Here is a 25,284-nt window from a genome sequence, read left to right on the forward strand (position 1 = left end):
CCCGAGGTTTTCCCATGCCGATCGCCTGCTCCCGCCGATCCTTCCTCGGCGGGGTCGCCGCGACTCTCGTCGCGCTCGAGGCGCGCGCGCAGGCGCCGGGAGTGCGGACCCTCGAGGCGCGGGCGGGCCTCCTGCGCCTGCTGCCCGAGCCGGCCGCCCCGACCGATGTCTGGGGCTTCGACGGCTGGTCGCCGGGGCCGTTGCTGCGGCTGCGGCAGGGCGACGAGCTCGCCGTGCGTCTCTTCAACCGGCTGGAGAAGCCGCTGAGCCTGCATTGGCAGGGCATGCGCGGCGACAACGCCATGGATGGCGTCGCCCCGCTCGTCCAGAGCGCGGTCCCGCCCGGCGGCGAGTTCCTCTACCGGCGCAAGGCCGCGGATGCGGGCCTCTTCTGCTACCGCCCCTCGGTGTTCGGATCGACTCCGGAGCTGATGGCGCGCGGGCTGAAGGGCCTTCTCGTCGTCGACGAGCCGGAGCCGCCGGAGGCCGATGTCGATCTGGTGATGGCGCTCGACGACTGGCGGCTCGACAAGGACGGTAAGGTCGAGGGCGATTTCGACGCCCATGCGGCGGCCGCGGGGCAGGGGCGGATCGGCCCGATCGTCGCCGTCGACGGCAAGCCGGCGCCCTCGATTCGCGAGTTCTCGCCCGGCGCGCGCGTGCGGCTGCGCCTCGCCAATCTCGCCAACGCCCGCATTATGTTCATCGCGTTCGACAACGCCCAGCCCTTCGTGGTGGCGGTCGACAGCCAGCCCTGCGACGCGTTCGAGCCGGTGCGGCGCACCATTCCGGCGGCGCCCGGCGCGCGTTTCGAGCTGATGTTCGACCTTCCGCGTGAGGAGGGGGCGCGCTGCCGGCTGATCCTGCGCAGCCTCGCCGAGCCGGACCGCGAGCTCGTGGCCTTCGTCTCGAAAGGCCCGGCGGCGCCGGCGCGCGGACCCATCGTCGCGGCGCGGCAAAATCCGCTGCTGCCGCCTGCGATCCGGCTGGAGACGGCAAAGAAGCTCGACCTCGTGCTGGAGCCGCCCAAGGCGCCGGGCGGACGCTGGTCCATCAATGGCGCGCCGAGCAAGGCCTATGAGGGGCCGGCGCTGCTGAAGGTGAAGCGGGGAACGCCCATCACCTTCGGCTTCGTGAACCGCGCCGATTCCGCCGTGGTCATGCATGTGCACGGCCATGCGGCGCGGCTGCTGCACGATCTCGACGACGGCTGGGAGCCCTATTGGCGCAATGGCGTGGTGGTTCCTCCGGGCAAGACCAAGCATATCGCCTTCATCGCCGACAGCCCCGGCAAATGGGCCGTCCACGATGATATTCTGGAGCATGAGGCGGCCGGCCTCGCCGGCTGGTTCGAGGTCGAGTGAGAACACGCTAGAGTTGAATTTTGCTGTAAAAACAACTATCGAGCGGATCGCGCCGAGTGATCCCGGCGGCGCCGCGCGGTCCAGTCGGGGCTGGCGCCAATTGCAAGATTTGCGTAACAATATAATAACTTCCGGCCTGTACATCAAAGCGCCGGCTCGTGTCGATAAATCTGTCCTGCGGTCGCGCCGATAGCGACGGAGCGAACCGTGCAGCTCGGAGCGGTCATGCCGAACAGCGTGTTGACGTATAGCCCGAGAGATCCGTCGCAGTTTCCGAACTGGACGTTCCAGCATCTCGACCTCGAATATGATGCGGCGTCGCAATCCGTCTGGATGAGCTATAAGGCGGCGTCGCCGCCCTATTACAGTCTGCAGACGCTGACCGACATGGCGGACGTGCGCGAATCGCTGCGCCTCTTGTTTCGGTCCGAAGAGGCGCGGGCGCGCTGGCCGATCCGTTATTTCGTCCACGCCTCCAACAAGCCCGGCGTGTTCAGCCTCGGCGGCGATCTCGCGACCTTCGCCGCCTCGATCCGCAGGCGGGACCGCGAGACTCTGCTCCATTACGCCTACGCCTGCATCGACGTGATCTATGGTCTTGCGACGAGCTTCGAGCTGCCGATCGTCACTGTCTCGGCCATTCATGGCCAATGCCTCGCGGGCGGTTTCGAGGCGGCGTTGACGGCCGATTTTCTCATCGCCGAGACTCATGCGAAGCTCGGGGTCCCGGAGGTCGCCTTCAACACTTTTCCCGGCATGGGCGCGGTGACGCTGCTGACGCGCCGGCTCGGCTCCGTGCGCGCCCATGAGATCATTTCCGAGGGCAAGGTCTATAGCGGGGCGGAAATGCACGAATGGGGCGCGATCGACGTCCTCGTGCCCGATGCGGCCTTGCGCGAGCAGACCTTGTGTTGGATCATGGACGGCGGTGAAGAGCGCTGGCGTCGCCGCCTCGCCCTCGCCGAAACGAGGCGACTCTGCTTTCCGGTTTCCAACGAGGAGCTCATCCGCATCACCGAGCTCTGGACCGATTGCTCTTGCGCGATCACCGACGCCGATCTTCGGCACATGGAGCGCATCGTTGGGGCGCAGAAGCGGATGTCGAGCAAAGGCGGGACGCAGGAGCCGAGCCCGTCTCCGGACGCAGGACGCGGAGCGCTCACGAACGGGTATGTCGGACGCCAAGCCCGCACGCGACGAGATCGGATCGGAGATCTATGCCGATCTCGTGGAGACCTTGTTCGGGACGCCGGGATCATTCCTGGCCGGCGTGTTCGGCGGGCTGCTCGTTCCCGTCATCGCTCTCTTCGCGACATGGGACGTCGTCTACGCCTATCTCTTGGTCGCGATGCTCGTCGCCGCGGTTTATCGGCTCTACGTCCTCGTCACCCATGAGCGGACGCCGCTGGAGAAGCGTCGGCGCGACGCGGAGCAATGGGAGTTCCGCTACGCCCTCGGCGGCATCGGCTTCATGACGGCGGTCGGCGTCACCGCCGCCGTGCTCTTTTACAAGCACCATGACGAGATGACGGTCTATTACGGGATCGTCATCATGACGGCCTGCGCCGGCGCCTTGGCCGCGCGCAATTCGGGAAGTCCGCGCATTGTCTTCGGCCAGGCGATCGGCACGCTGGCGCCGCTCGCCGTCACCTGCCTGTTCTATTACAACAGCTGGTATTGGGGCCTCACCGCGATACTCGTGCTGTTCTTCGTCTCGGTCAAATCGACGACCAAATTCCTGCACGCCAATCTCGAAGCGGCGCTGCGCAACGGGCGGGACGCGAATATTCAGCGCCGGCGGTTCAAATCGGCGCTCAACAGCATGAGCCACGGCCTGTGCATGGGCAACGCCGACCAGTCGCTGACCGTCGTCAATCATCGCCTCGTCGAGTTCTTCGGCCTCGGCGCGGACGAGCCGCCGCAGCAGCTGCGCGCACTCGCGGCGCGGATCGCCGAAGCGACCGACATGCCGCAGGACGACCGCCGCGCTTTCGTCGAGCAATGGGAGTCGCATGCGGCTCTGCCCAAGACCAGCGTGTTCTCGCGCGAGCTCGGCGACCGCATCTATGATTTCCGCTGCGAGCCGGCCGACAATGGCGCCTTCGTCACCGTGGTCGAGGATGTGACAGAGCAGCGCCGCGCGGCGCGCGAGATCGAGCGCATCGCCCATTTCGACACGCTGACCAATCTCGCCAATCGGTTCCAGTTCCAGCAGCGGCTGGAGCGCGATCTGCGCCATATCCACAAGCGCGGACTCTGTCTCGCTCTGCTCAGCATCGATCTCGATCAGTTCAAGGAGGTCAATGACACGCTCGGCCATTCGATCGGCGATCTGCTGCTGCGCGCCGTCGCCGACCGGCTGCGCGACTGCGTGCGTACGGTCGACATGGTGGCGCGTTTCGGCGGCGACGAGTTCTGCGTGCTGATGCATCCGACCGCGGAGATGCCGCCGGCGGAGGCGCTGGCGCATCGCGTCATCGAGACGCTCGGGCGCCCCTACACGGTCGAGGGCCATACGATCGTGATCGGCGCCAGCGTCGGCCTCACCGTCGCGCCGCGCGACGCCGCGACGGTCGAAGGCCTGCTGAAATGCGGCGACCTCGCCATGTATCATTCCAAGGCCTCCGGCCGTCGGCGGGCGCAATGGTTCGACACGGCGATGGAGGACGCGCTGCTGCGCAAGCGGCGCATCGAGCGCGATCTGCGCGAGGCGCTCAGAACCGACGCGCTCGATATTCATTATCAGCCGATCTTCGACGCGCGCGACCAGTCGGTCTCCTCCTGCGAGGCGCTGGCGCGCTGGCGTCATCCGCAGCTCGGCGCCGTCTCGCCGGCGACCTTCATTCCCATCGCCGAGGAGACCGGCATCATCGTCGAGCTCGGAGAATGGGTGCTGCGCCACGCCTGCCGTGACGCACGACGCTGGCCGGAGCTCGTTCGGGTGGCCGTGAATTTCTCCTGCAAGCAGTTTCAGCAGCCCGATCTCGTCGCGCGCGTCGAGGCCGCCCTCTGCGCCGCCTCGCTCGATCCTGGCCGTCTCGAGGTGGAGATCACCGAATCGACGCTGATGCAGGACACGGAGGACGCGGCCGCGAAAATCGCTGGGCTGCGCGCCCTCGGCGTGCGCCTGTCGCTCGACGATTTCGGCACTGGCTTCAGCAGCCTCGCCTATCTCAACAGCTTCCCGGTCGATAAGGTCAAGCTCGACCGCTCTTTCATTCTGCAATTGTCGCAGTCGCCGAAGGCCCTCGCGATCGTCGGCGCCGTCGCGCAGCTCACCGACGAGCTCGGAATCGAGCTCGTCGCCGAAGGAGTCGAGACCGGCGAGCAGCTCGCGCTGCTGCGCGGCAAGAATGTTCACCTCATTCAAGGCTTCCTGTTCAGCAAGCCGAAGCCGCGGGAGGAGATCGACCTGCTGTTCGCCGGGCGCCGCGCCGACAGTCTTCTCAAGGTCGTCGCCTGAGACGTCCGCGTGCGCTTTCGAGACATTGTGGCCGTTATCCGATCAGATTGGATCGGATAACGGCCAGCATTCTTTCTTGTGAGCGAATTCTGATCGATCGAACGCCGTTCGATTGCAACGCGCTCTAGCCGCGCCGGCTCGAGACTGTCGCGACCCGCTGCCGGCGAACCGGCGGCGCCGTGATGCGCTGCGCCCGGAACATGCTGTAGGACGCATTATGGCGCCGGCCGCACTGGCGCACATAGCTCTCGGCTCCGCCGAAGCCCTGGCCGCTCTCGACGATATGCTTCACGAGGCCGAGCTCCTGCATCTCGATCGCCGTCAGCGCCTCGCCATTCTCCATCAGCCGCTCGGCTTTCACGAAGCCCAGCTTCTGCGCCAGCGCGCCATAGATCCCGACGGCCGACGTCAGATCCGCCTCGAAGCTGAAGCGCGCGTCGCTGTCGGCGACGATAAGTGAGCAGGAGAGAGCGAAGTCTAGATCCACTCCTTTCAGATAGGATCGAGCCCATGCGATCGATATCACCGGCGCGTCGAGAATGAGGCGAGCATTGGCCGAGGCCAGATCGTCGAAGCCTTCGGCCGCCGCCGGCTCTCCGTCGCCGGGATGAGCAAAGTCGTAGACCAAATATTTGAGCCCCTGCAGCCGATCTGAAGAAACCTGCTCGAGCAACAGGCTCAAGCCTTCCACGCTGTCGCCGTCGAAGCCCGCTTCCAGCTTGCTCACCAGCAACGTATCCAAATCATCGAAACGGTGAAGCCTGAGCGCGCGCCGCCGCGAAACGCAATCCAGATCGTCGGACCAGTCAGCCGTAGAAACATAAGTTTCGTCAGCGACAACGGTCGACATGTCGATTTTCGAAACTACCGCATTCATGCTTCGTCTCCTCGGGGGAAAGGTTCAGTAATCGTTAACAGGATACTTAAATTTTTAAAGGTTTTTCGTCGGGATCTTTCGTTAAGGTTAACAACAAGAGGGAAAAATTACGTACGTACATCAAACAGTCCGGGAGACTACGGGGGTTGCGGCATTTTGCCGCATGTCCAAATGCAGCTGCGCGACATAGCCCACCCAATCGAGTGGAGCAGAGGCCGTGCGGGCGCACGCGCACGCGCCCCGGCCCGACGTGCGACGAAAGAACATTCCCTAGGTCGAAGAGATCATGTGCTAAGAGCAGATACGACGGCGTCGCCGCCGGTCCTCCGGCGGGTTCGCCGCCGCGCGAATTTCCAACGACGACCGACCGCCGCTCGCCAACGAAGCGTCGGGAACGAAAAGATGGGGAGAGAAGCGATGATTTTGAGAACTCTCGCCGCGGCTGCGCTGGCGACGATCGGCCTCGTCTCGCAGGCGCAGGCCCATGGCGGCGTCAGCCTGGACCAAGGCCAGTGCATCATGAAGATCGGGCCCGACACGATGAACTTCACCGGCTATCAGCCGCTGAAGTCTCGCGAGCAGTTCTGCGACGACATTCCGGACGTCGGACCGACCATCATCGTGCTCGACGCGGTGCAGGACGAGCTGCGCGACATGACGCTGGAGATTCGCATTCTGCGCGACGTGGGGCAGAAGGACGACACCGAGAATCTCGAGCAGAACACGGAAGTCCATGTCCCGCCGAAGAAATATCGGACCGGCACGCTGAACTTCGAATATGACTTCGCCAAGAAGGGCAAGTTCGTCGGCCTGGTGACGGCCAAGGCGGACGACGGTCGCGAATATGTGTCGCGCTTCCCCTTCTCGGTCGGCACCACCGCCGACAGGGATTTCATCATCGTGGCCTTCTTCGCCCTGTTCGGGCTCGCCGGCTTCGGCCTCTGGTACAAGAACTCCTTCATCGACAAGAACAAGAAAAAGAAGGCGGCCTGAGCCGCACGCCGCGAAGGCGCGGCCGCGTTCGCGCGGCCGCGGCGACCGTCGGGCCTCTGAAGCGCTTTCCGATCGATCAGAATTCGCTCGAACGAAAGAATGCTGGAGCGAGCCTGAAGGCTCGCGATCCGGATCCCGCGCCTGGACCGCGAGCCTTCAGGCTCGCTTTTCCGCTCTTCGGCGCGACGAAAATCAAGCGAGCTCGACGATGCGTCCGTCGACCAGGGTGACGCGCCGATCCATCTGATCGGCGAGATCGAGATTATGCGTGGCGATCAGCGCCGCGAGCCCGGTGTTGCGGGCGAGAGACATCAGCGTCGCGAACACATGCTCGGCCGTGCGTGGATCGAGATTGCCGGTCGGCTCGTCGGCGAGCAGCACATGCGGGGCGTTGGCGACGGCGCGGGCGATGGCGACGCGCTGCTGTTCGCCGCCGGAGAGCTCCGACGGCAGATGGCGCGCACGCGGCCCGAGGCGCAGATAATCGAGCAGTTCCAGCGCGCGGCGCTCGGCCTCTCGGCGGTCGAGCCCGTCGATGGTTTGAGGCAGCGCGACATTCTCGAGCGCCGTGAATTCCGGCAGCAGATGATGGAACTGATAGACGAAGCCGATGGCGTTGCGCCGCAGCGCCGTGCGGTCGTTGTCGGACATATGCGAGGTGGCTGCGCCCGCCACATAGATTTCGCCGGCGTCGGGCCGCTCCAGCAGGCCGGCGATGTGGAGCAGCGTGGATTTGCCGGCGCCCGAGGGCGCGACCAGCGCCACCGTCTCGCCGGGCGACAGCGCGAGATCGATATTGGTGAGAATGTCGAGCCGCGCCATGCCTTCACGATAATGGCGGGCCACGCCTGCGAGCACGAGAACGGGAGAGGTCATATCTCTCACTCGTGCCGCAGCGCGTCGATCGGATCGAGGCTCGCCGCCTTCCACGCGGGATAGATGGAGGCGAGGATCGCGAGCGCCAATGTCATCGTCACCACCAATGTCACCTCGCGCGGATCGACGATCGACGGCAGGCGCGACAGGAAATAGAGCTCGGCCGGAAACAGATTGGCGTGCATCAATTTGTTGAGCGCGAGGCGGATTCCGTCGAGATTGGTGGCGAGCGTGAGGCCGAGCAGAAAGCCGGCGATGTCGCCAGCGACGCCGATCGAGGCGCCGATGATGAGGAAGATGCGCAGCACCGAGCCGCGCGTCGCCCCCATGGTGCGCAGAATGGCGATGTCGGAGGATTTGTCCTTCACCAGCATGGTGAGGCCGGAGACGATGTTGAGCGCCGCGACCAGCACGATCAGCGTCAATATGATGAACATCACATTGCTCTCGACCTGCAGCGTGTCGAAAAAGGTCTTGTTGCGCTGGCGCCAGTCGGTGAGGATCAGCGGCCGGTCGATCTTGGTCTCGACATCGGCGCGGAACTTGTCGACCGCCTGCGGATCGTCGATGAAGGCCTCGATCACCGTCGCCTCATTCTCGCGATTGAAGAACAATTGCGATTCGGCGAGCGGCATATAGACGAAGACGCGATCATATTCCGACATGCCGATCTGGAAGATCGCCACCACCGGATAGGCTTTTATGCGCGGCGCGACGCCGAAGGGGGTCGAGGCGCCCTTGGCGATGAGCAGGCTCACGCTGTCGCCGACGCGAATGCCGAGCGTCTCGGCGAGGCGCTGGCCGAGCGCGACGCCGCCGGCGGCGTCGAAGCCCTCGAGCGTTCCGTCCTTCACATTGCCGGTCATGCCCGGCAGGCGCAGCAGATCCTGCTCGCGCATGCCGCGCACCAGCGCGCCGGATTGGCCATAGGGCGAGGAGATTCCCGCCGCGCCCTCGACCATCGGAATGACCAGCTTGGCGCCGGGCAGACGCTGCATCTGATCCGTCACCTGCGCCCAATCGGTCAGCGGCCGCTCGACCGCCTGCACGAAGGCGTGGCCGTCGATGCCGACGATCTTGTCCATCAGCTCCTTGTGGAAGCCGTTCATCACCGACATCACGACGATCAGCGTCGCGACGCCGAGCGTGATGCCGAGGAAGGAGAAGCCGGCGATGACCGAGACGAAGCCATTGGCGCGGCGCGCGCGCACATAGCGCAGGGCGACGACCCATTCGAAAGGCGCAAAGAGGCGCAGGCGCGCCCGCGGCGGCGCAGCGCTCTCCGCGGTGGTCAGGGAAGATTCGCTCATCTCCGCCATTGTGCCTTTCCGTCCGGGCCGGTTCAAGCGCGCCGCCGCGCCGGCGCACAGCGGCTCCACCGGATTCTCCTCGGCCGAATCGGTCGTGGTTCAGGAGCAGGGCGCGATCATGGCGATATAGCGGCGAGGACGTGACGGCGGCGCGCATTGACCTTCCTCTTCCGCCGTGACAATTCCCGCTCGTGAGCACGAAGAGCGAAACCGAATCGGGCGCCGGCCTCGGCCCCGCGCTGGTGACCGGCGCGGCGCGGCGCATCGGCCTCGCCATCGCCGCGCGGCTCGCGCAGCAGGGGCGGCCCGTGGTGCTGCACGCCTCGCATCGCTCCGCCGAGGAGGCGGAACTGGCGGCGCAGGCGATTCGCGCCAGGGGCGGGCGCGCCGCCGTCGCCGCCGCGGACCTTTCTGTCGCGCGGGAGACGGAGGAGCTCGTCGCCTTCGCGGCGCGGCAGTTCGGGCCGATCACGCTGCTCGTCAACAACGCCTCGCTGTTCGAGCTCGATTCGGCGCAGGATTTTTCCGTCGATGTGTTCGATCGGCAGCTCGCGGTGGATCTGCGCGCGCCGCTCGTTCTCGCGCGCGACATGGCGGCGCAATTGCCCGCTGCGGCGGAAGGGGCGATCGTCAATATTCTCGATCAGCGCGTGTTCCGCCCGACGCCGCGCTATTTCACCTACACGCTGGCGAAATCCGCTCTGTGGACGGCGACGCGAACTCTCGCGCAGAGCTTCGCGCCGCGCATCCGCGTCAACGCCGTGGGGCCGGGGCCGGTGTTCCCCAATGCGGTGCATGGGCAGAAGGGCTTCGAGACGGAAGCGCGCGGCGTGCCGCTGAAACATGCGGCCGATGTCGCGGGCGTGGTGGATGCGGTGGTGTTTCTCGCCGAGGCCAAGAGCGTGACCGGGCAGATGATCGCGGTGGATGCCGGCCAGCATCTCGCCTGGGAGACGCCGGACGTGCTGCCGGATTAGCTCTAATGTCGAGTGCTGTCAGATCCGGAGACGCTGAAGCTTTTTGTGAATTTGCCCAGTTCGCGGGGAGGTGAACGCGCTTCGGACAAAGACAACCGCGTCCGCCGCCTCCTCTCCTCGCACGCGGGGAGAGGAGGCGGCCGGCGCCGTTGGAGAGCGCCCTTTGCTCAATCCGCGCTCGGCAGCCGCCTGATCGTGAACTCGATGCGTCCGTCGTCGAGCTCGCGCCAGAACTCGATCTCGGTCATATAGGCGGCCTTGGGGTAGAGGTCGAACCATTCGCGCGCCTTGGCGCGCGCCTCGCCGCGCTCCAGCGTGAAGGTCTCGCGCCGCCAGCCGTCGCTGCGCGCGCTGCTGCGAATGGCGCGGGCGCGCTCCGCCAGTCGACGCGCCACATCTCTCGGCTGTCTGGTCTCGACGCTCATGACGCTACTCCCGCGCTCGGACGGTCGCCCGAAGATAGCGCGCAACGCGCGCGATTGGGAGTCGTTCGCCGGCTCAATCGCGGCTCGTCGTCGCCTCCTCGACGAGCCGCGTCACGATCGCCGGGTCCTTGGGAAAGCCGGCGCGGATCCATTTGGCCTGCAATTCCTTCAGCACAGCGCCGAGCGCGCGGCCGGGGAGGAGCCCGCGCGCCATCAGATCGGCGGCCTTTACCGGAAAATCCGGCGCCGGCGCTTCGGCCAGAAAACGCGCCGCGCGTAAAAAGCCGTCGTCGTCGACGGGGGCTCTGTTCTCGGCATGGGCGAGCGCAAGCGCGTCGCGCGCCGCATCGCGCCCCTCCACGAAGAGGAGCCGCGTCAAATCCAGCTCGCTCGGCGCCGTTTCCGCCCCATGCAGTTTCGCCAGCAGCCGCGCGGCGCTCGCCGCGCGCTTATGCTCGATATTGGAGAGGCGCAGCCGCTCGCGCAGCCGGTCGGCGTCCTCTTCGACGATCACGCAGAGCGCGATCAGCCGCAGCAGCGGATCGACGAAGCGGCCGAGCGCGTCCTCGATCGCGGCGAGCCGCTCGAGCCGCGCCGGAAAGGTCGCGCCGACGACGATCTCGAGAATCCCCGCCTGCGACACTTCGCGCGCCACGGCGACGGCGCCGCGCGCGGCCAGCAGCTTGAGGGTTTCCGCGCGCAGGCGCTCGGCGGAGAGCTTTTGCAGCGAATGGCGCGCGAGGATTGCGGCGTGCAGGCCGGCGGGATCGAGCGCGCCGGCGCCGAAGGAGGCGTGAAAGCGGAAGAAGCGCAGCACGCGCAGATGATCCTCGGCGATGCGCGTCGCCGGATCGCCGATGAAGCGGATATGCCGCGCCTCGAGATCGGCGAGCCCGCCGGTGTAGTCGTGCAGCGCGCCGTCCTCAGACAGCGACAGCGCGTTGATGGTGAAATCACGGCGCAGCGCGTCGGCCTCGAAATCATCGCCGAAGCGCACCTTGGCGTGGCGGCCGAAGGTCTCGACATCCTCGCGCAAGGTCGTCACCTCGAAGGGCGTCCCTTCGACGACGATGGTGACGGTGCCATGCTCAATGCCGGTCGGCGCGCATTTGAGGCCGGCGGCGGCCGCCGCCGCCATCACCGCTTCGGGAAGGGCGGTGGTGGCGAGATCGACCTCGTGCGGACGCCTGCCCATCAGCGAATCGCGCACGGCCCCGCCGACGATGCGCGTCTCGCCGCCGGTCGCGGCGAGCGCGGCGAAGAGGCGCCGGATCTTCGGATCGGCGAGCAGGCGCAGCGGCAAGGCTATTGAAAGCGGCCGGGCGCCAGCCGGCCGTCCTCTATATGGGCGGGCACATAGGCCCCCTGATTGCGCGTCGACAAAAGGCCGAGCACGATGAAGCCGGCGACCGCGGCGGCGAGGCCGGCGATGGTCAGCGTCGAGACCACGCTGCGCGTCCACAGCTCGGCGACGAAGGGAAAGCGCCGACGCGCCAGAAGATAGAGCGCGTAGAGCACGAAAGGCGTGACGAACAGCAATAGGGGTTGGATGACGACCCGCCACATAAGCGCCTCTTGGTGAGCGTAATCGCCGCCGCGCGTTTTTCCTTCTCCCGCTAGCGGGAGAAGGATGCGCCTCTCCTTCGAAGGAGTCGGTAAGCTCAATTTAATCATTCTGCAACGTCGACAAGGGCGTTTCGCCGTCTATTGTAGGACAATCGAGGCGCACGGTCCCTGGGAGCTCCCGCAATCGCATGACCGATCACGATATCGCAACCGCTTCCTCCGTCGCCGCCGCCGCCGAGCGCGCTCTCGAGCAGATCGGCCGCGCCCGCGAGGCTGTGTCCACGGTCATCTTCGGCCAGGAGGAGGCGGTCGAGCAGGCGCTCGTCACTCTGCTCGCTGGCGGCCATGGATTGCTGGTCGGCGTGCCCGGCCTCGCCAAGACCAAGCTGGTCGAGACGCTGGGCAAGGTGCTCGGCCTCGACGAGCGCCGCGTCCAATTCACGCCCGATCTGCTGCCGGCCGATATTCTCGGCTCCGAGGTTTTGGAGGAGACGGCCGACAAGAAGCGCGCCTTCCGCTTCGTCAAGGGCCCGATCTTCGCGCAATTGCTGATGGCCGACGAGATCAACCGCGCCTCGCCGCGCACGCAATCGGCGCTGCTGCAGGCGATGCAGGAATATCATGTGAGCGTCGCCGGCGAGCGCCATGATCTGCCGCGGCCCTTCCATGTGCTGGCGACGCAGAATCCGCTGGAGCAGGAGGGCACCTATCCTTTGCCCGAGGCGCAGCTCGACCGCTTCCTGCTGCAGATCGACGTCGATTATCCCGACCGCGCCAGCGAGCGGCGCATCCTGCTGGAGACGACCGGCGACCACGTGGTCGAGGCGCGGCGCGCGCTCTCGGCCGAGGATCTGATCGCGGCGCAGCGGCTGGTGCGGCAATTGCCGGTCGGCGACAAAATCGTCGACGCCATTCTCGATCTCGTCCGCGCCGCCCGGCCGGGGGATGGAAATCCGGAAATAGCCGCCCATGTCGCCTGGGGCCCCGGTCCCCGCGCGGCCCAGGCCCTGATGCTGGCGACGCGCGCGCGCGCCCTCGTCTCCGGGCGGCTGTCGCCCTCGCTGGACGATGTGGCGGCGCTGGCGGCGCCGGCGCTGCGCCATCGCATGGCGCTGACCTTCGCCGCGCGCGCGCAGGGGCGCAGCATCGCCGAGCTGATCGGAAAGCTGGTCGAGAGGATCGGCTGAGTGGCGCCCGCCGTCGTCACCAAGGCGCTGGAGCCCGGCGCGCGGATCGCGGCGAGCGCGCGCGCCATCGACGCCGCCGACCTCGCCGGCCGCCTTCCCGATCTCGTCATCCGCGCCCGCGAGGTGGCGGCCAGCGTCGTCCATGGCGCGCATGGGCGCCGGCGGGCGGGCATGGGCGAGAATTTCTGGCAGTTCCGCCCCTTCGGCGCCGGCGAGCCGGCGCATCGCATCGATTGGCGGCGCTCGGCCCGCGACGACCGTCTGTTCGTGCGCGAGCGCGAATGGGAGGCGGCGCATTCCTATTTCCTGTGGATGGATTGCTCGCCCTCCATGGGTTTCGTCTCCTCGCTGGCGCTGGAGCCGAAGCTCGACCGCGCGTTGACGCTCGGGCTCGCCCTCGCCGATGTGCTGATGCGCGGCGGCGAGCGGGTGGGCCTTGCCGGCCTCACTCATGCGATGTCGACGCGCGACATCATCGAGCGTCTGGCGCAGGCGCTGGCGACGGCCGGCGAATCGGTCCGCGCCGAGTTGCCGCCGGCCGCTCCTCTTCCCGCCGGCGCCAAGGCGCTGCTCTTTTCCGATTTCCTCTGCGATCCGGCCGAGCTCGCCGAGCGGCTCGGCCGGCTCGCCGCCAATCGCGTCACCGGCGCGCTGCTGATGATCGCCGATCCGGTCGAGGAGAGCTTTCCTTTCGAGGGCGAGACGCTGTTTCTCGACACCGACAGCCGCGCCACTCTCCGCGCCGGCCGCGCGCAGGCCTGGCGCGAGGCCTATGCCGAGCGGCTGGCGCGCCATCGCGATGAAATCGCCCGCGCCGCTGCGAGCGTCGGCTTCTCGCTGCATCTCCACCGCACCGACCGACCGGCGGCCGAGGCGGCGCTGACGCTGAGCGTCGCGCTCGCGTCCGGATTGGAGCGCGTCTGATGGGCCCGCTCGCGCTCACTTTCGCTGCGCCGGCGGCGCTCCTCGGCCTCATCGCTCTGCCGGCCATCTATCTGCTGCTGCGGGTGACGCCGCCGCGTCCGCGCGAAATCGTGTTTCCGCCGATCCGGCTGCTGCTCGATCTGCTGCGCCGCGAAGAGACGCCGGCGCGCACGCCGCTGTGGCTGCTGCTGCTGCGTCTCGCGGTCGCCGCCTGCGCGATCTTCGCCATGGCCGGGCCGACGCTGGCGCCCACAGCTTCGACGCCGTTCTCACGCGCGCCGCTGCTCCTCGCCATCGACGACGGCTGGCCGGCTGCGCCCGATTTCGATCGGCGCATCGAGGCGGCGCGCGCGCTGGCGCTGGAGGCCGCGCGCAACGGCGCCGCCGTGGCGGCGCTGCCGATGTCCGAGGCCGATTCCAAGCCGGCGCTCGACGACGGCGGCAAGATCGACGAGCGCCTGCGCGCGCTCGCGCCCAAGCCCTATATTCCCGACCGCGCCGCCGCCGCCGCGCGGCTCGCGTCCTTCGTCGCCTCTCACAAGAGTCCGCGCGTGGTGTGGATCGGCGATGGGCTGGAGCAGGGGGGCGCGCGCGCTTTCGCCGACGCCCTGGTCGCGGCGAAGAACGCCGGCGCCGATGTGCGCATCCTCGCCGATTCGCGTGTGGCGCGGGCGCTGGTCGCGCCGTCCAATCGCGCCGGCGCGCTCGAGGTGGAGGCGATCCGCGCCGCGAGCGACGCCGCTTCCTCCGGCCGCGTCTCCGCCTTCGACGCGCAGGGGCGCGTCATCGCGCAGGCGCCTTTCGCCTTCGACGGCGACAAAGCGACGGCGCGCTTCGACCTGCCGATCGAATTGCGCAATGACGTCGTGCTGCTGCGGCTCGAGGGCGAGCCCTCGGCCGGCGCCGTGGCGCTGCTCGACGGCCGCTCCAAGGTGCGGCGAGTCGCGGTTCTCAGCGGAACCAGCGTCGATCTCGCCCAGCCGCTGCTCGCTCCGCAATATTATCTCGCCAAGGCCTTCGCGCCCTTCGCCGAGGTGCGCGCGCCCAAGCCCGGCGTCGCCGAGCCGCTGCTCGGCCTCGTCGCCGACCATCCCGACATGATCGCGCTCGCCGACATCGGCGTCGTGCCGGGCGAGGAATTGGACGCGCTGACCCGTTTCGTCGAGGAGGGCGGCGTGCTGCTACGCTTCGCCGGCCCGCGCCTCGCCAATGGCGCCGACGAGCTGACCCCGGTGCGGCTGCGGCGCAACGGCCGCGTGCTCGGCGGGGCCATGTCCTGGGACAGCCCCAAGACGCTCGCGCCCTTCGAGCCGGGGAGCCCCTTCTTCGGTCTGCCGGCTCCGGAGGAGGTGACGGTGACGCGGCAGGTGCTGGCCGAGCCCGAGCCCGGCCTCCCCGCCAAGACCTGGGCGACGCTCACCGACGGCACGCCGCTCGTCACCGCCGAGCGGCGCGGCAAGGGGCTGATCGTGCTGTTCCATGTCAGCGCCGACGCCACCTGGTCCGATCTGCCGATCTCCGGCCTCTTCGTCGAGATGCTGCGCCGGATCGCCGCCGAGAGCGGCGCATCGGCGGCGCATGGGCAGGCGGCGCATGGGCAAGAGGGCGGAGCGGCGCCTGACGCGGCGCTCGCGCCGCTGCTGGCGCTCGACGGCCGCGGCGTGATGCGCGCGCCGCCGCCGATGGCGCGGCCGATTCCCGGCGATTTCAACGGTCCCGCCGACCGCGACCATCCCCCCGGCTTCTATGGCTCGGCCGACGCGCCGGTAGCGGTGCAGCCGCTGCGCCCCGACGACGAATTGCGCCGGCTCGATTATGCGACGCTCGGGCTTCCCTTGTCGTCGCTGCAGGGCGACGCGCCGCTCGATCTGCGCCCGACGCTGCTGGCGCTCGTGTTCCTGGGCCTCCTCGCCGATTGGGCGATCCTGCTCGCGCTCGCCGGCGCCTTTCGCGCGCGAGCGACCGCCGCGGTCTGCCTGCTCGCTCTGCTCGGCGTCGCGGCGCCGCGCGCCGAGGCCAAGGATGCGCCGAGGGCCGGGGCGACCCTCACGCAGCGCGACCGCGAGGCGGCGCTCACCTCGCGCCTCGCTTATGTCGTCTCCGGCGACGCTCGCGTCGACGAGACGAGCCGCCTCGGCCTCGAGGCGCTGTCGCGGGCGCTGGCGCAGCGCACCTCATATTCGCCCGGCCAGCCTGTCGGCGTCGATCCGGCGCGCGACGAGCTCGCCTTCTATCCGATGCTCTATTGGCCGATCGTCGCGACTGCCCCTCTGCCCTCGAGTCCAGCGCTCGCCAAGGTCGGGATCTATCTGAAGCAGGGCGGCACCATCGTCTTCGACACGCGCGACGCGCTGGTGGCGCATCCGGGCGGGCCGCCGACGGCGGAGACCAAATGGCTGCGCGAAGTGACGCGCAATCTCGACATTCCCGAGCTCGAGGTCGTGCCGCGCGATCACGTCATCACCAAGACCTTCTATCTGCTCGACGGCTTTTTCGGCCGCACCGTCAATGGCAAGACCTGGGTGGAGGCGCTGCCGCCCGAGCGCAAGGATGATTCCAGCCGGCCGGTGCGCGCCACCGACAGCGTGTCGCCGGTGGTCATCACCTCCAATGATCTCGCCGGCGCCTGGGCCGCCGGGCCCGATGGGCGGGCGCTCTACACGCTGACGCCCGGCGGCGCCCGCCAGCGCGAGCTGGCCATCCGCGGCGGCGTCAATCTGGTGATGTACACTCTGACCGGCAATTACAAATCCGATCAGGTGCATGTGCGCGACCTCTTGGAGCGGCTGGGCCAATGAACGAGCTGTCCCTCGCCTTCGCGCCGCTCCTGCCCTGGCCGGTCCTCGCCGTTCTCGGCGCGCTCGCCATCGCGCTCGCTATTCTCTCGCTGCGCGCCGGCGGACGCGGCGCGGTGCTGCGCCTCTGCGCCTTCGCGCTCGTGCTGCTCGCCCTCTGCGATCCCTCGCTGGTGCGCGAGCAGCGCGAGCCGTCGAAGACCATCGTTCCCGTCGTGCTCGACCGCAGCGAGAGCCAGACCTTCGGCAAGCGCAACGCGCAGACCGACGCCGCCCGCGCGGCGCTGGAGCGCGCCTTCGCCGATCTCGGCGACATCGAGCCGCGCTTCATCGAAAGCGCCCGCCATGGCGGCGACAATGACGGCACGCGTCTCTTCCAGGCGCTGGAAGAGGGGATGAAGGATGTCCCGCGCGAGCGCGTCGGCGCCGCGGTCATGGTGACCGACGGGATCGTCCACGACATTCCTGCGAGCGCCGCGGCGCTCGGCTTCACGGCGCCCGTTCATGCGCTCGTCACCGGTCATGAGGGTGAGCGCGACCGCCGTCTCGAGCTCATCGAGGCGCCGCGCTTCGGCATCGTCGGCAAGGATCAGATCATTCGCGCCCGCGTCGTCGACAGCAATATCGCCGATCGCGAGCCGGTCGTCATCGAGATGAAGCGTGACGGCGAGCCTTTGCCGCGCGTCGTCACGCGCGCCGGCGAGACCGTCGATATCCCCGTGCGCGTGGAGCATGGCGGGCAGAATGTCGTCGAGCTGGAGGCGGCGGCGCTGCCGGGCGAGCTGACGCCGGTCAACAACAAGGCCGTCGTCGTGATCGAGGGCGTGCGCGACAAGCTCAAGGTCCTGCTCGTCTCCGGCGAGCCGCATCCGGGCGAGCGCAGCTGGCGCAATCTGCTGCGCTCCGACGCCAATGTCGAGCTGGTGCATTTCACCATTCTGCGTCCGCCGGAGAAGCTCGACGGCACGCCGCCACATGAATTATCGCTGATCGCCTTTCCGACTGCCGATCTCTTCGGCCGCAAGATCAACGAATTCGACCTCATCATCTTCGACCGCTACTCGAACCAGACGATCCTTCCCTCCGTCTATTTCGACAATATCCTGCGCTATGTCGAGAATGGCGGCGCCTTCCTCGTCGCCACGGGGCCGGATTTCGCCACTGTGCAGGGGCTCTATTATTCGCCGCTCGAGAGCATTATTCCGGCGCGGCCCGATGGCGCTCTCATCGAGCGCGCCTTTCGCGCCCATGTGACCGCCGATGGCGAGAAGCATCCGGTCACGCGCGGGCTCGAAGGGGCGAACTCCGATCCGCCGAGCTGGGGCGAATGGTTCCGTCTCGTCGAGGCCGATGTGGTGAACGGCCATTCGCTGCTCGCGGGCGCCAATGACCGGCCGCTGCTGGTGCTGGCGCGCGAGGAGCGCGGCCGCGTCGCCGCTCTGCTCACCGATCAGCTGTGGTTGTGGGCGCGCGGCTTCGACGGCGGCGGGCCGCATGTCGATCTGATGCGCCGCCTCGCCCATTGGCTGATGAAGGAGCCCGATCTCGAGGAGGAGGCGCTGCGCGCGAGCGCCCATGGCCACGACATTCTGATCGAGCGCCAGAGCCTGAAGGAGAACGCCGCGCCGGTGACGATGACGACGCCGGCCGGCGCAGAGGCTCAGATCGCGCTGGACGCGGCGGCGCCCGGCCTCGCGCGCGCGCATCATGCGGCGCAGGAGATGGGGCTCTATCGGTTCGAGAGCGGCGAGCTGAAAGCGCTCGTCAATGTGGGGCCGGAGAATCCGCGCGAGTTTCGCGAGGTGGTCTCGACAACGGAAAAGCTGCGTCCGCTGGCCGAGGCGACGGGCGGAACCGTGCGCCGCCTCTCGCGCGACGCGAGCGGCGCGATCGCGCTGCCGCGCATCGTGGAGCTGCGCGAGGCGTCTGTGTTCGGCGGGGCGGATTATCTCGGCGTGAAGCGCACGCAGGCGAGCGCGCTGCGCGGCGTCGAGGTCGCGCCTTTGGCGCTGGGGCTCCTCGGCCTCGCCGCGCTGCTCGGCGCGATCGTCGCCGCCTGGGCGTGGGAAGGCCGGCGGTAGAGGCTCTCACATACAAAGCAACGGCGCCTGCCGCCTCCTCTCCCCGCCTGCGCCGCCTGCGGGGAGAGGGGCTGCCGGCGCCGTTGGTCAGGCGTCGTGCTCGAGCAGATCGGGCAGGCGCTTCGCCAGGCTGCGCAGCACGCTGTCGGCGCCCTTGACCATGATGTCGTAGAGCGCGTCCGCCGCCGGCGCCGCCTCGATCCCCTCTTGCACGAAATGGAAATGGGTGTGGCCGCCGGGCAGCTCGGAGATCGTCCAGGTGACGACCACATCCATGTAGTGGCCGAAGGCCTTCAGCTCCTCATGGCCGCCCTTCCAGCTGAACTTCAGCATCTTGCGGTCCTCGACCTCGAGCACCTTGCACTGGAACTCGCCGTCCCAGCGTTCGATCGGCCGGCTCCAGATGGTGAAGGAGTGCTTCTCGACAGGCTTGATGTCATTGGGGAAGAACCAGACGGCGAGCCATTCCGAATCGGTCATGGCGCGCCACACGGCGTCGACGGGATGGTCGAGTTCCTTGTCGGTGGTGATGCTTCGCGTCTCGGTCACGGCGCTGCTCCTGTTTCTGACTTTTCAAAAGCAACAACTGCGCCAAAAACAGCCGGCGGCGCTCCCGGACCGCGAGCCTTCAGGCTCGCCCCTCGAGACGTTGCGTCACTCGCTGGGCGCCTTCCACTCCGCGGCCGGCTTCGGCGCCGCGGCGGCGGAGGTTTCCGGGGTCGGGGCGGCGGGAGCCGGAGACTTCGGCGCGGCCGCGGCCGCCGACGGAGCGCTCTCGGGCGCCTTTGGCGCAGGCGCGTGCGTCGTCGCAGCGGCCGGCGCAGCGGGTGTCTTGGTCGCCTCGGAGGGCGGAACATGCGGCGCGGCGGGGCGGACCGGCGCCGGCGGATGCGCGGTCGCGGCGCGGGGCTTCGGCGGCTCGGGCGTCTTCGCAGCCGCCCGGCGCGGCGGGGCCGGGCGCTTCTGCTCGACGATGTGGCGATGCGGCGCGACGGTCCGCGGCGCCGGCGCCTGTGCGACGCCCTTGTCGAGACGCCGCCGTTCCAAGATCTCGCCGTCGTCGGCGTCGAGCACGAAGCGCACATGGCCGCCACGGCGGTCGACGCCGATCGCGACGATCACGTCATCGACATAGCGCGGCGGCTCGGCGAGCCGAAAGCCGCGGCGCGCCAGCAGCTCGACCACCTCCTGCGGCGCAAGCTCGGTCGCCGGCTCCTCGAAGCGATGCGCTGACCAGCCGATGAAGGGCTGAAAGAAGAATTGCGCCGACGCCGGCGTGGCCATCCAAGCGGCGAGCGCCGCGAGCAGCAGGGTCGATTTCGGCCGAAGGCCGGACATGGTCATCATCGGCTCCAATTCATGCATACATTCTCACGTGCGCTCGAGCTTCGAGCAACATTGCGGCGAGCTTTGGACGTGGCTTTCGGGATCTCGATCGTCGCCCGCCGCGTAACGCGCCGATAAGAAAACTTCCAAGTTTGATTTAACAAAAAATCAGAATTTTCAAATGCATGATCTGCTGTGACGCGGCCGTTGAGATGCTCGTCGCCAAAATTCTCCCTCCTATTTCGGTGCGAAATGCTGCGTTCACACACCGCGCCAACGGCGCGAAGGTCGCCGCCTTGCGGGTCATTGCGAACGGATCGAGCCGGCTCCGTCGGCGTCGTGTTCGCCTTCGTCCTGCCGCTCGTCATCGGCGTTTGCTCGCTCGTCGTCGAGTTCGGCAACGCTCTGCTGATCAAGGCGCGCTACCAGCGCGTCGCGGACATTGCGTCCTTCTCCGGCGCGCTGGCGTATAGCGGCACGAGCTCGACCACGACGATGACGAACGCCTCCGTCGCCGTGGCGGCTTTGAACCAGGTCCCCGCCGCCGCGGTCAGCGCGAACCTGACGGTTTCGCCGGCGAGCTCCAGCAACTCGGCCGTGCTGGTCGCGATCTCGGCGGCCCATCCGCTGTTCCTGACGCCGGTGCTCAATGGCCCGCGCAGCCTGCAAATCGCGGCGTCGGCCTATAGCCAAATCGCGGTCAGCGCGTCCAGCTGTCTGCTCGCGCTCGATTCCTCGAAGAGCGGAGTGACTTTGAGCGGGGGGACCTCGGTCACGGCGACGAGCTGCGTCGTCGCCTCGAACAGCTCCGTGACCGTGCCCTGCGGCACGTCGATCGCCGCCAAGGCCGTCGATTACTATTCGTCCTCCGCGCCGAGCGCGCCGTGCTCGGGCATCTCGGGCTCGATCGTCAAAGCGTATACGACCGATCCAGTCGCCGGAACGAGCGGGCTCACGACCGCGACGGCGCGGCTCACGACCGTGGCGGCGCAGACCGCGCCCTCGGCGCCCTCGGTCTCCACCGGCTCGAATGTGAGCTTCGGCTACACTGCCGCCTCGATGTCGATCGGCAATGGCTGCACAGCGACCACCAGCTCGGCCTACAGCGGCAAATGGACCGTGACCTGCCCAGCTGGCGGAACCTATACCTTCGGCGCGATCACCACCTCGGCCACCTTGTCCTTCGCAACGAGTGGAACGGCGGCTACGACCTATAATTTCAGCGGCGTCGTGACGCTCTCGGGCACGAACTCCTTCGGACCGGGGATCTATAATTTCGCGAAAGGGATCGTCACTTCCGGCGGCAGCGTCACGACCTTCGCGGCAGGCAGCACGTTCAACATCGGCCAGAGCACGACCTATTGCAGCAATGGCTATTACAGCATCTGCAACACTGCGACCCTGACCATCTCCGGCCCGGCATCCTTCAAATTGTCCGCCGGAGTCGCGAACACCGGCGGCTCCTCGCTGACGCTCGGCTATGGTTCCGGGATCACCGGCAATAATTTTCAGATCGGCCCGGGGTCGACCGGCGACGCGATCAATCTCGGCGGCGGCTCGACGACCCTCATGGGGGACGCCACCGCGAGCGGCAGCCTGTTCCGGCTCAACGGCAATCTCAACGACGCCGGGGGCGGCAGCTGCCTCGTCATCAGCGCCGCCGACCAACACGACATCGAAGGCAATTTCATCGCCTCGGGCGCCGTGGTGATGGGAGCAGGGGTCTATACGGTGGACGGCTACATGGCTCTGGGCGGCGCCGGAGGCGGCGGCGCGACCTGCAATGGCGCCACCGTCAGCGTCACGGGCGTCGACGTCACGACAGTGCTCTCGGGCAAGAGCACGCCGTCCTCCGGCTCGTGCTCGGGATTGGTGTTCTGCGTCGCCGCTGGATACAGCAACATCGTGATGACGGCGCCGACGAGTGGGACTTACGCCAAGCTCGCCGTGATCGGCCCGACATCGAGCGCCGTGACGGCGGGCGCGAGCTTCATCCAGGGCGGCAGCAATGGGCAGATCACCGGCATTTTCTATGTCCCCTACGGTCCATTGACGATGAGCGGCGGCGCCGGCCTCTCGGGCGGATCGAGCTGCCTTCAGCTCATTGCCTCCTCTATCACCTTGTCCGGGGGCTCCGTGCTCGGCTCGGCCTGCGTTTCCTCCGGCGGCAGCTCTACGGCGACGCTGGTCCAATGATGCGCCGGGCCGCTCCTACCGACATGTGGCGGCGCTTCGCACGATGCGTCGCCGGCGCCTCGGCGCTGGAATTCGCGTTGATCGCGCCGGTGGTGGTGCTGATCCTCACCGGAATGATCGACTACGGGCTCGCCGTCTACACGCGATTCAGTATGAACGAGCGCCTGTCCGCCGCCGCCAATTATGCGATGCTGAGCGCGGCGAGCGTCGGCTCGTCCAGCGGCGCCACGCTCGCCGCGACGCTCGTCGCAATCATTCCGTCGCAATTCGACGTGACCGTTGTCGTCAACAATGGTCCCGCGGCGCAGCGGGTGGGGGGCGTCAGCACCCCCTCCGGCACGGCGTCGAACGCCGATCTTTGCTACTGTCCGACGCTGAGCGGCTCGACAGTCGCCTGGGGCTCGGCGACCACCTGCGCCTCCACATGCTCCAGCGGCGTCCTCGCGGGCAAATTCGTCACCATCGCCTGCAGCCGGTCCTACACGCCCTTGCTCATGGGATATGGGCTGGTCAGCAGCGGGGTCGTCTCCGACCTCGCCGTCGTGCAGGTGCAATGATGCGCCGACGGCTCGCCGCGTGGCGCAGACAGGAGGGCGGGGCGAGCGCAGTCGAGTTCGCGTTGGTGGTCGGGCCGCTGTTCTTTCTTCTGCTCGGCGCGATCGAATGCGGCCGTCTCCTCTGGACGCGCCAGATATTGCAATCGCTGGCGATCTCGACGGCGCGCTGCATGGGCGTTCGCCAGGCGGTCTGCGCTAGCTCTAGTACCTATAGCGCCACAATGACGACCGCCTATGTCATCGCTCAGGCGACCAAGCTCGGGATCACGCTCACATCCGCCAATGTCACGCTCGACGCTGACGCCAGTTGCGGCGGCGTGTCCGGTTTCTCCTCGGCGACGATCTCCTACACATTCGTTTCCGTGGCGCCGAAGCTCGTCACCGCGCTCGCCGGCGGCGTCGCAATTTCGGCCTCGGCCTGCTTTCCCAATCAACCCACCTCCTAGTGGTTTCGGGTCGCCGCCGACGCTCGCAGCGGCTTCTTGCGCCGCGCCGCCGGTTCGGCTAAGGGGCTGTGCTTCATCAACACCAGCCCGCCGGATGCGCCGTGGCGAAGTCGAAGAAGCCTGTCGCGATCATCATGGGATCGCAGTCCGACTGGGCCACCATGCGCCACGGGGCCGAGACGCTCGACCAGCTCGGCGTCGGCTATGAGGCGCGCGTCGTTTCCGCCCATCGCACGCCGGATCGGCTGGTCGCCTTCGCCAAGGGCGCCGAGGCGGAAGGCTTCGAGGTGATCGTCGCCGGGGCCGGCGGCGCCGCCCATCTGCCCGGCATGACCTCCGCCTTCACTTTGCTGCCGGTGCTCGGCGTGCCGATCGAATCGGCGGCGCTCTCGGGCATGGATTCGCTGCTCTCCATCGTGCAGATGCCGGGCGGCGTGCCGGTCGGCACTCTGGCGATCGGCAAGGCCGGCGCGATCAACGCCGCTCTGCTCGCCGCCGCCATTCTGGCGCGTTCCGACGCCGAGCTCGGCGAGCGCCTCGCGCAGTGGCGCAAGCGCCAGACCGAGGCGGTCGCCGCGGCGCCCTCGGACGACGCCTGACCATGCTGAAGCCCGGCGCGACCATCGGCATTCTCGGCGGCGGCCAGCTCGCCCGCATGCTCGCTTGCGCCGGCGCGCGGCTGGGGCTGCGATCACACGTGTTCTCGCCCCTCGCCGACGATCCGGCCTTCGAGGTGTGCGCCGCGCGCACCGTCGCGGATTACACGGACGAGGCGGCGCTCGCCGCCTTCGCCGCGGCGGTCGATGTCGTCACCTATGAATTCGAGAATGTGCCCGCCGCCACGGCCGCCTTTCTCGACGCCCATGCGCCGGTGCGGCCCAATCCGCGCGCGCTGGCGCTGACGCAGGACCGCCTCGTCGAGAAGGAGTTCGTGCGCGGCCTCGGCATAGAGACCGCGCCTTTCGTCGATGTCGCCGATGCGGCCGGGCTCGAGCGGGCGGTCGCGGCGCTCGGCCTGCCGGCGATATTGAAGACGCGGCGCTTCGGCTATGACGGCAAGGGCCAGATGACCTTGCGCGAGCCCGCGGATCTCGCCGCCGCCGACGCGCTTCTCGGCGCGCCCTGCATTCTGGAGGGCTTCGTGCCCTTCGCCAAGGAAGTGTCTGTGGTGGCCGCGCGCGGGGCGGACGGCGAGTTTCGCGCCTATGACCTCTGCGAGAATGTCCACGAGAATCATATATTGGCGCTGACCGTCGCGCCGGCGCGCGTCTCGCTCTCCACCGCCGACGAGGCTGTCGCCATAACGCGGCGCATTGCCGAGGCGGCCGATTATGTCGGCGTGATCGCGGTCGAGATGTTCGTCGTCGCGGAGGCGGAGGGCGAGCGGCTCATCGTCAATGAGATCGCGCCGCGCGTGCATAATTCCGGACATTGGACGCTCGACGGCGCCGCCACGTCGCAATTCGAGCAGCATATGCGGGCCGCGGCAGGCCTGCCGCTGGGCTCGACCCGCCGCCACGGCGCGCGCGTGGAGATGCGCAATCTCATCGGCGATCAGGCGGACCGCTGGCGCGAGATTCTGGCGGAAGAGGGCGCCTGCCTGCATCTCTACGGAAAGAAGGAGACGCGTCCCGGCCGCAAGATGGGCCATGTGACGCGGGTGATCCCGAGCTGAACCAAAGGTGCGCATGCGAATTTAATTGGCGTGCGACAAATTGACGCTGAACTACATTTTGAACGTAGACCGGGATTCCGGATCGTAGGAAATAGGAACTCCTCATGAAAACGGGGGGTATCCGATGACCCAGAAATACTTCATTTACGATAATTGGACCCGAGATCGGGGCCGTATCCACAAAGCAGAGTGCGGAATGTGCAATCACGGGCGCGGAACGCAGGCGCGTGATTCGGGGCAGCATGG

General features: G+C 67.7%; 22 protein-coding genes. 14 read left to right on the plus strand and 8 right to left on the minus strand.

The genetic code is table 11. The annotated features are described in order from the left end of the window. The first annotated feature begins 14 nt into the window (after positions 1-14). The 3 genes from CQW49_RS20900 to CQW49_RS20910 all read left to right on the plus strand — a co-directional run bounded on the left by CQW49_RS20900 (position 15) and on the right by CQW49_RS20910 (position 4,827). Positions 15-1,364 (plus strand): multicopper oxidase family protein, encoded by a 1,350-nt coding sequence (locus CQW49_RS20900; protein WP_003611420.1) that lies wholly within the window; start codon positions 15-17, stop codon positions 1,362-1,364. 207 nt (positions 1,365-1,571) lie between these two features. After that, positions 1,572-2,759, plus strand: coding sequence for a crotonase/enoyl-CoA hydratase family protein (locus CQW49_RS20905; protein WP_003611419.1), 1,188 nt, complete (start codon positions 1,572-1,574; stop codon positions 2,757-2,759). Beyond that, positions 2,713-4,827 (plus strand): putative bifunctional diguanylate cyclase/phosphodiesterase, encoded by a 2,115-nt coding sequence (locus CQW49_RS20910; protein WP_003611417.1) that lies wholly within the window; start codon positions 2,713-2,715, stop codon positions 4,825-4,827. Before CQW49_RS20905 ends, CQW49_RS20910 begins: the two co-directional genes overlap by 47 nt. A gap of 124 nt (positions 4,828-4,951) precedes the next feature. Here CQW49_RS20910 and CQW49_RS20915 read toward each other — a convergent pair whose 3' ends face one another. Continuing rightward, the gene (locus CQW49_RS20915; protein ID WP_244441270.1) at positions 4,952-5,554 is read right to left on the minus strand and encodes an enoyl-CoA hydratase-related protein; all 603 of its coding nucleotides are present in this window, start codon (positions 5,552-5,554) and stop codon (positions 4,952-4,954) included. Positions 5,555-6,121: 567 nt separating this feature from the next. Between CQW49_RS20915 and CQW49_RS20920 the strand changes: the two genes are divergently transcribed. Continuing rightward, on the plus strand, positions 6,122-6,697 hold the full coding sequence (locus CQW49_RS20920) for a hypothetical protein (RefSeq protein ID WP_003611413.1): 576 nt from the start codon (positions 6,122-6,124) through the stop codon (positions 6,695-6,697). Between the two features lie 192 nt (positions 6,698-6,889). Here CQW49_RS20920 and CQW49_RS20925 read toward each other — a convergent pair whose 3' ends face one another. Together CQW49_RS20925 and CQW49_RS20930 are read right to left on the minus strand one after the other, a co-directional pair. Further along, positions 6,890-7,573: an ABC transporter ATP-binding protein gene (locus tag CQW49_RS20925; protein ID WP_003611411.1), complete on the minus strand. Its 684-nt coding sequence runs from the start codon at positions 7,571-7,573 to the stop codon at positions 6,890-6,892. 5 nt (positions 7,574-7,578) lie between these two features. Beyond that, entirely contained in the window at positions 7,579-8,883 is a 1,305-nt protein-coding gene (locus tag CQW49_RS20930) for a lipoprotein-releasing ABC transporter permease subunit (protein WP_024749434.1), read from the minus strand. 191 nt (positions 8,884-9,074) lie between these two features. On the opposite strand from CQW49_RS20930, the gene CQW49_RS20935 reads away from it, so the two are divergent. After that, positions 9,075-9,860, plus strand: coding sequence for an SDR family oxidoreductase (locus tag CQW49_RS20935; protein WP_003611408.1), 786 nt, complete (start codon positions 9,075-9,077; stop codon positions 9,858-9,860). Between the two features lie 167 nt (positions 9,861-10,027). Here the strand turns inward: CQW49_RS20935 and CQW49_RS20940 are convergent, their stop codons facing one another. From CQW49_RS20940 to CQW49_RS20950, 3 genes are all read right to left on the minus strand, one after another. After that, positions 10,028-10,285: a hypothetical protein gene (locus tag CQW49_RS20940; RefSeq protein WP_003611406.1), complete on the minus strand. Its 258-nt coding sequence runs from the start codon at positions 10,283-10,285 to the stop codon at positions 10,028-10,030. Between the two features lie 73 nt (positions 10,286-10,358). Beyond that, a complete protein-coding gene (locus tag CQW49_RS20945; RefSeq protein WP_003611404.1) occupies positions 10,359-11,588 on the minus strand; it encodes a CCA tRNA nucleotidyltransferase in 1,230 nt (409 codons plus the stop codon). Between the two features lie 2 nt (positions 11,589-11,590). Continuing rightward, positions 11,591-11,851 (minus strand): DUF6111 family protein, encoded by a 261-nt coding sequence (locus tag CQW49_RS20950; protein WP_003611402.1) that lies wholly within the window; start codon positions 11,849-11,851, stop codon positions 11,591-11,593. Between the two features lie 188 nt (positions 11,852-12,039). On the opposite strand from CQW49_RS20950, the gene CQW49_RS20955 reads away from it, so the two are divergent. The 4 genes from CQW49_RS20955 to CQW49_RS24225 are packed head-to-tail and all read left to right on the plus strand — an operon-like array spanning position 12,040 to position 18,838. Continuing rightward, complete coding sequence (locus CQW49_RS20955; RefSeq protein ID WP_003611400.1) at positions 12,040-13,038, plus strand: AAA family ATPase; 999 nt, start codon at positions 12,040-12,042, stop codon at positions 13,036-13,038. Beyond that, positions 13,039-13,962, plus strand: a complete 924-nt coding sequence (locus CQW49_RS20960) for a DUF58 domain-containing protein (RefSeq protein WP_003611399.1) — start codon at positions 13,039-13,041, stop codon at positions 13,960-13,962. Beyond that, on the plus strand, positions 13,962-16,760 hold the full coding sequence (locus CQW49_RS20965; RefSeq protein ID WP_003611397.1) for a DUF4159 domain-containing protein: 2,799 nt from the start codon (positions 13,962-13,964) through the stop codon (positions 16,758-16,760). Before CQW49_RS20960 ends, CQW49_RS20965 begins: the two co-directional genes overlap by 1 nt. After that, positions 16,757-18,838, plus strand: a complete 2,082-nt coding sequence (locus CQW49_RS24225) for a hypothetical protein (protein WP_003611394.1) — start codon at positions 16,757-16,759, stop codon at positions 18,836-18,838. The genes CQW49_RS20965 and CQW49_RS24225 overlap by 4 nt, the downstream gene beginning before the upstream one ends. An 87-nt stretch (positions 18,839-18,925) precedes the next feature. On the opposite strand, the gene CQW49_RS20975 is transcribed toward CQW49_RS24225, so the two are convergent. Both CQW49_RS20975 and CQW49_RS20980 read right to left on the minus strand, forming a co-directional pair. After that, the gene (locus CQW49_RS20975) at positions 18,926-19,387 is read right to left on the minus strand and encodes an SRPBCC family protein (RefSeq protein WP_003611392.1); all 462 of its coding nucleotides are present in this window, start codon (positions 19,385-19,387) and stop codon (positions 18,926-18,928) included. Between the two features lie 105 nt (positions 19,388-19,492). After that, positions 19,493-20,203, minus strand: a complete 711-nt coding sequence (locus CQW49_RS20980) for a hypothetical protein (RefSeq protein WP_024749433.1) — start codon at positions 20,201-20,203, stop codon at positions 19,493-19,495. Between the two features lie 267 nt (positions 20,204-20,470). Between CQW49_RS20980 and CQW49_RS20985 the strand changes: the two genes are divergently transcribed. From CQW49_RS20985 to CQW49_RS21005, 5 genes are all read left to right on the plus strand, one after another. After that, positions 20,471-22,360, plus strand: coding sequence for a hypothetical protein (locus tag CQW49_RS20985; RefSeq protein WP_065083543.1), 1,890 nt, complete (start codon positions 20,471-20,473; stop codon positions 22,358-22,360). After that, positions 22,357-22,917: a TadE/TadG family type IV pilus assembly protein gene (locus tag CQW49_RS20990; protein ID WP_003614420.1), complete on the plus strand. Its 561-nt coding sequence runs from the start codon at positions 22,357-22,359 to the stop codon at positions 22,915-22,917. Before CQW49_RS20985 ends, CQW49_RS20990 begins: the two co-directional genes overlap by 4 nt. Further along, on the plus strand, positions 22,914-23,363 hold the full coding sequence (locus tag CQW49_RS20995) for a TadE/TadG family type IV pilus assembly protein (RefSeq protein WP_051418631.1): 450 nt from the start codon (positions 22,914-22,916) through the stop codon (positions 23,361-23,363). Before CQW49_RS20990 ends, CQW49_RS20995 begins: the two co-directional genes overlap by 4 nt. A gap of 134 nt (positions 23,364-23,497) precedes the next feature. Continuing rightward, positions 23,498-23,962 (plus strand): 5-(carboxyamino)imidazole ribonucleotide mutase, encoded by a 465-nt coding sequence (gene purE / locus CQW49_RS21000; protein WP_040566788.1) that lies wholly within the window; start codon positions 23,498-23,500, stop codon positions 23,960-23,962. A gap of 2 nt (positions 23,963-23,964) precedes the next feature. After that, positions 23,965-25,038, plus strand: a complete 1,074-nt coding sequence (locus tag CQW49_RS21005; RefSeq protein WP_003614417.1) for a 5-(carboxyamino)imidazole ribonucleotide synthase — start codon at positions 23,965-23,967, stop codon at positions 25,036-25,038. Positions 25,039-25,284 lie beyond the last annotated feature (246 nt).

Source organism: Methylosinus trichosporium OB3b (genome assembly GCF_002752655.1).
GTDB classification, from domain to species: Bacteria; Pseudomonadota; Alphaproteobacteria; order Rhizobiales; family Beijerinckiaceae; genus Methylosinus; species Methylosinus trichosporium.

Bases quoted from the DNA above. Each gene is read 5' to 3' on its own strand.
- CQW49_RS24225 (WP_003611394.1), top strand. From the start codon at position 16,757: ATGAACGAGCTGTCCCTCGCCTTCGCGCCGCTCCTGCCCTGGCCGGTC.
- CQW49_RS20910 (WP_003611417.1), top strand. From the start codon at position 2,713: ATGCTCGTCGCCGCGGTTTATCGGCTCTACGTCCTCGTCACCCATGAG.
- CQW49_RS20995 (WP_051418631.1), top strand. From the start codon at position 22,914: ATGATGCGCCGACGGCTCGCCGCGTGGCGCAGACAGGAGGGCGGGGCG.
- CQW49_RS20950 (WP_003611402.1), bottom strand. From the start codon at position 11,851: ATGTGGCGGGTCGTCATCCAACCCCTATTGCTGTTCGTCACGCCTTTC.
- CQW49_RS20980 (WP_024749433.1), bottom strand. From the start codon at position 20,203: ATGCATGAATTGGAGCCGATGATGACCATGTCCGGCCTTCGGCCGAAA.
- CQW49_RS20930 (WP_024749434.1), bottom strand. From the start codon at position 8,883: ATGAGCGAATCTTCCCTGACCACCGCGGAGAGCGCTGCGCCGCCGCGG.
- CQW49_RS20940 (WP_003611406.1), bottom strand. From the start codon at position 10,285: ATGAGCGTCGAGACCAGACAGCCGAGAGATGTGGCGCGTCGACTGGCG.
- CQW49_RS20990 (WP_003614420.1), top strand. From the start codon at position 22,357: ATGATGCGCCGGGCCGCTCCTACCGACATGTGGCGGCGCTTCGCACGA.
- purE (WP_040566788.1), top strand. From the start codon at position 23,498: ATGGGATCGCAGTCCGACTGGGCCACCATGCGCCACGGGGCCGAGACG.
- CQW49_RS21005 (WP_003614417.1), top strand. From the start codon at position 23,965: ATGCTGAAGCCCGGCGCGACCATCGGCATTCTCGGCGGCGGCCAGCTC.
- CQW49_RS20955 (WP_003611400.1), top strand. From the start codon at position 12,040: ATGACCGATCACGATATCGCAACCGCTTCCTCCGTCGCCGCCGCCGCC.
- CQW49_RS20920 (WP_003611413.1), top strand. From the start codon at position 6,122: ATGATTTTGAGAACTCTCGCCGCGGCTGCGCTGGCGACGATCGGCCTC.
- CQW49_RS20900 (WP_003611420.1), top strand. From the start codon at position 15: ATGCCGATCGCCTGCTCCCGCCGATCCTTCCTCGGCGGGGTCGCCGCG.
- CQW49_RS20925 (WP_003611411.1), bottom strand. From the start codon at position 7,573: ATGACCTCTCCCGTTCTCGTGCTCGCAGGCGTGGCCCGCCATTATCGT.
- CQW49_RS20965 (WP_003611397.1), top strand. From the start codon at position 13,962: ATGGGCCCGCTCGCGCTCACTTTCGCTGCGCCGGCGGCGCTCCTCGGC.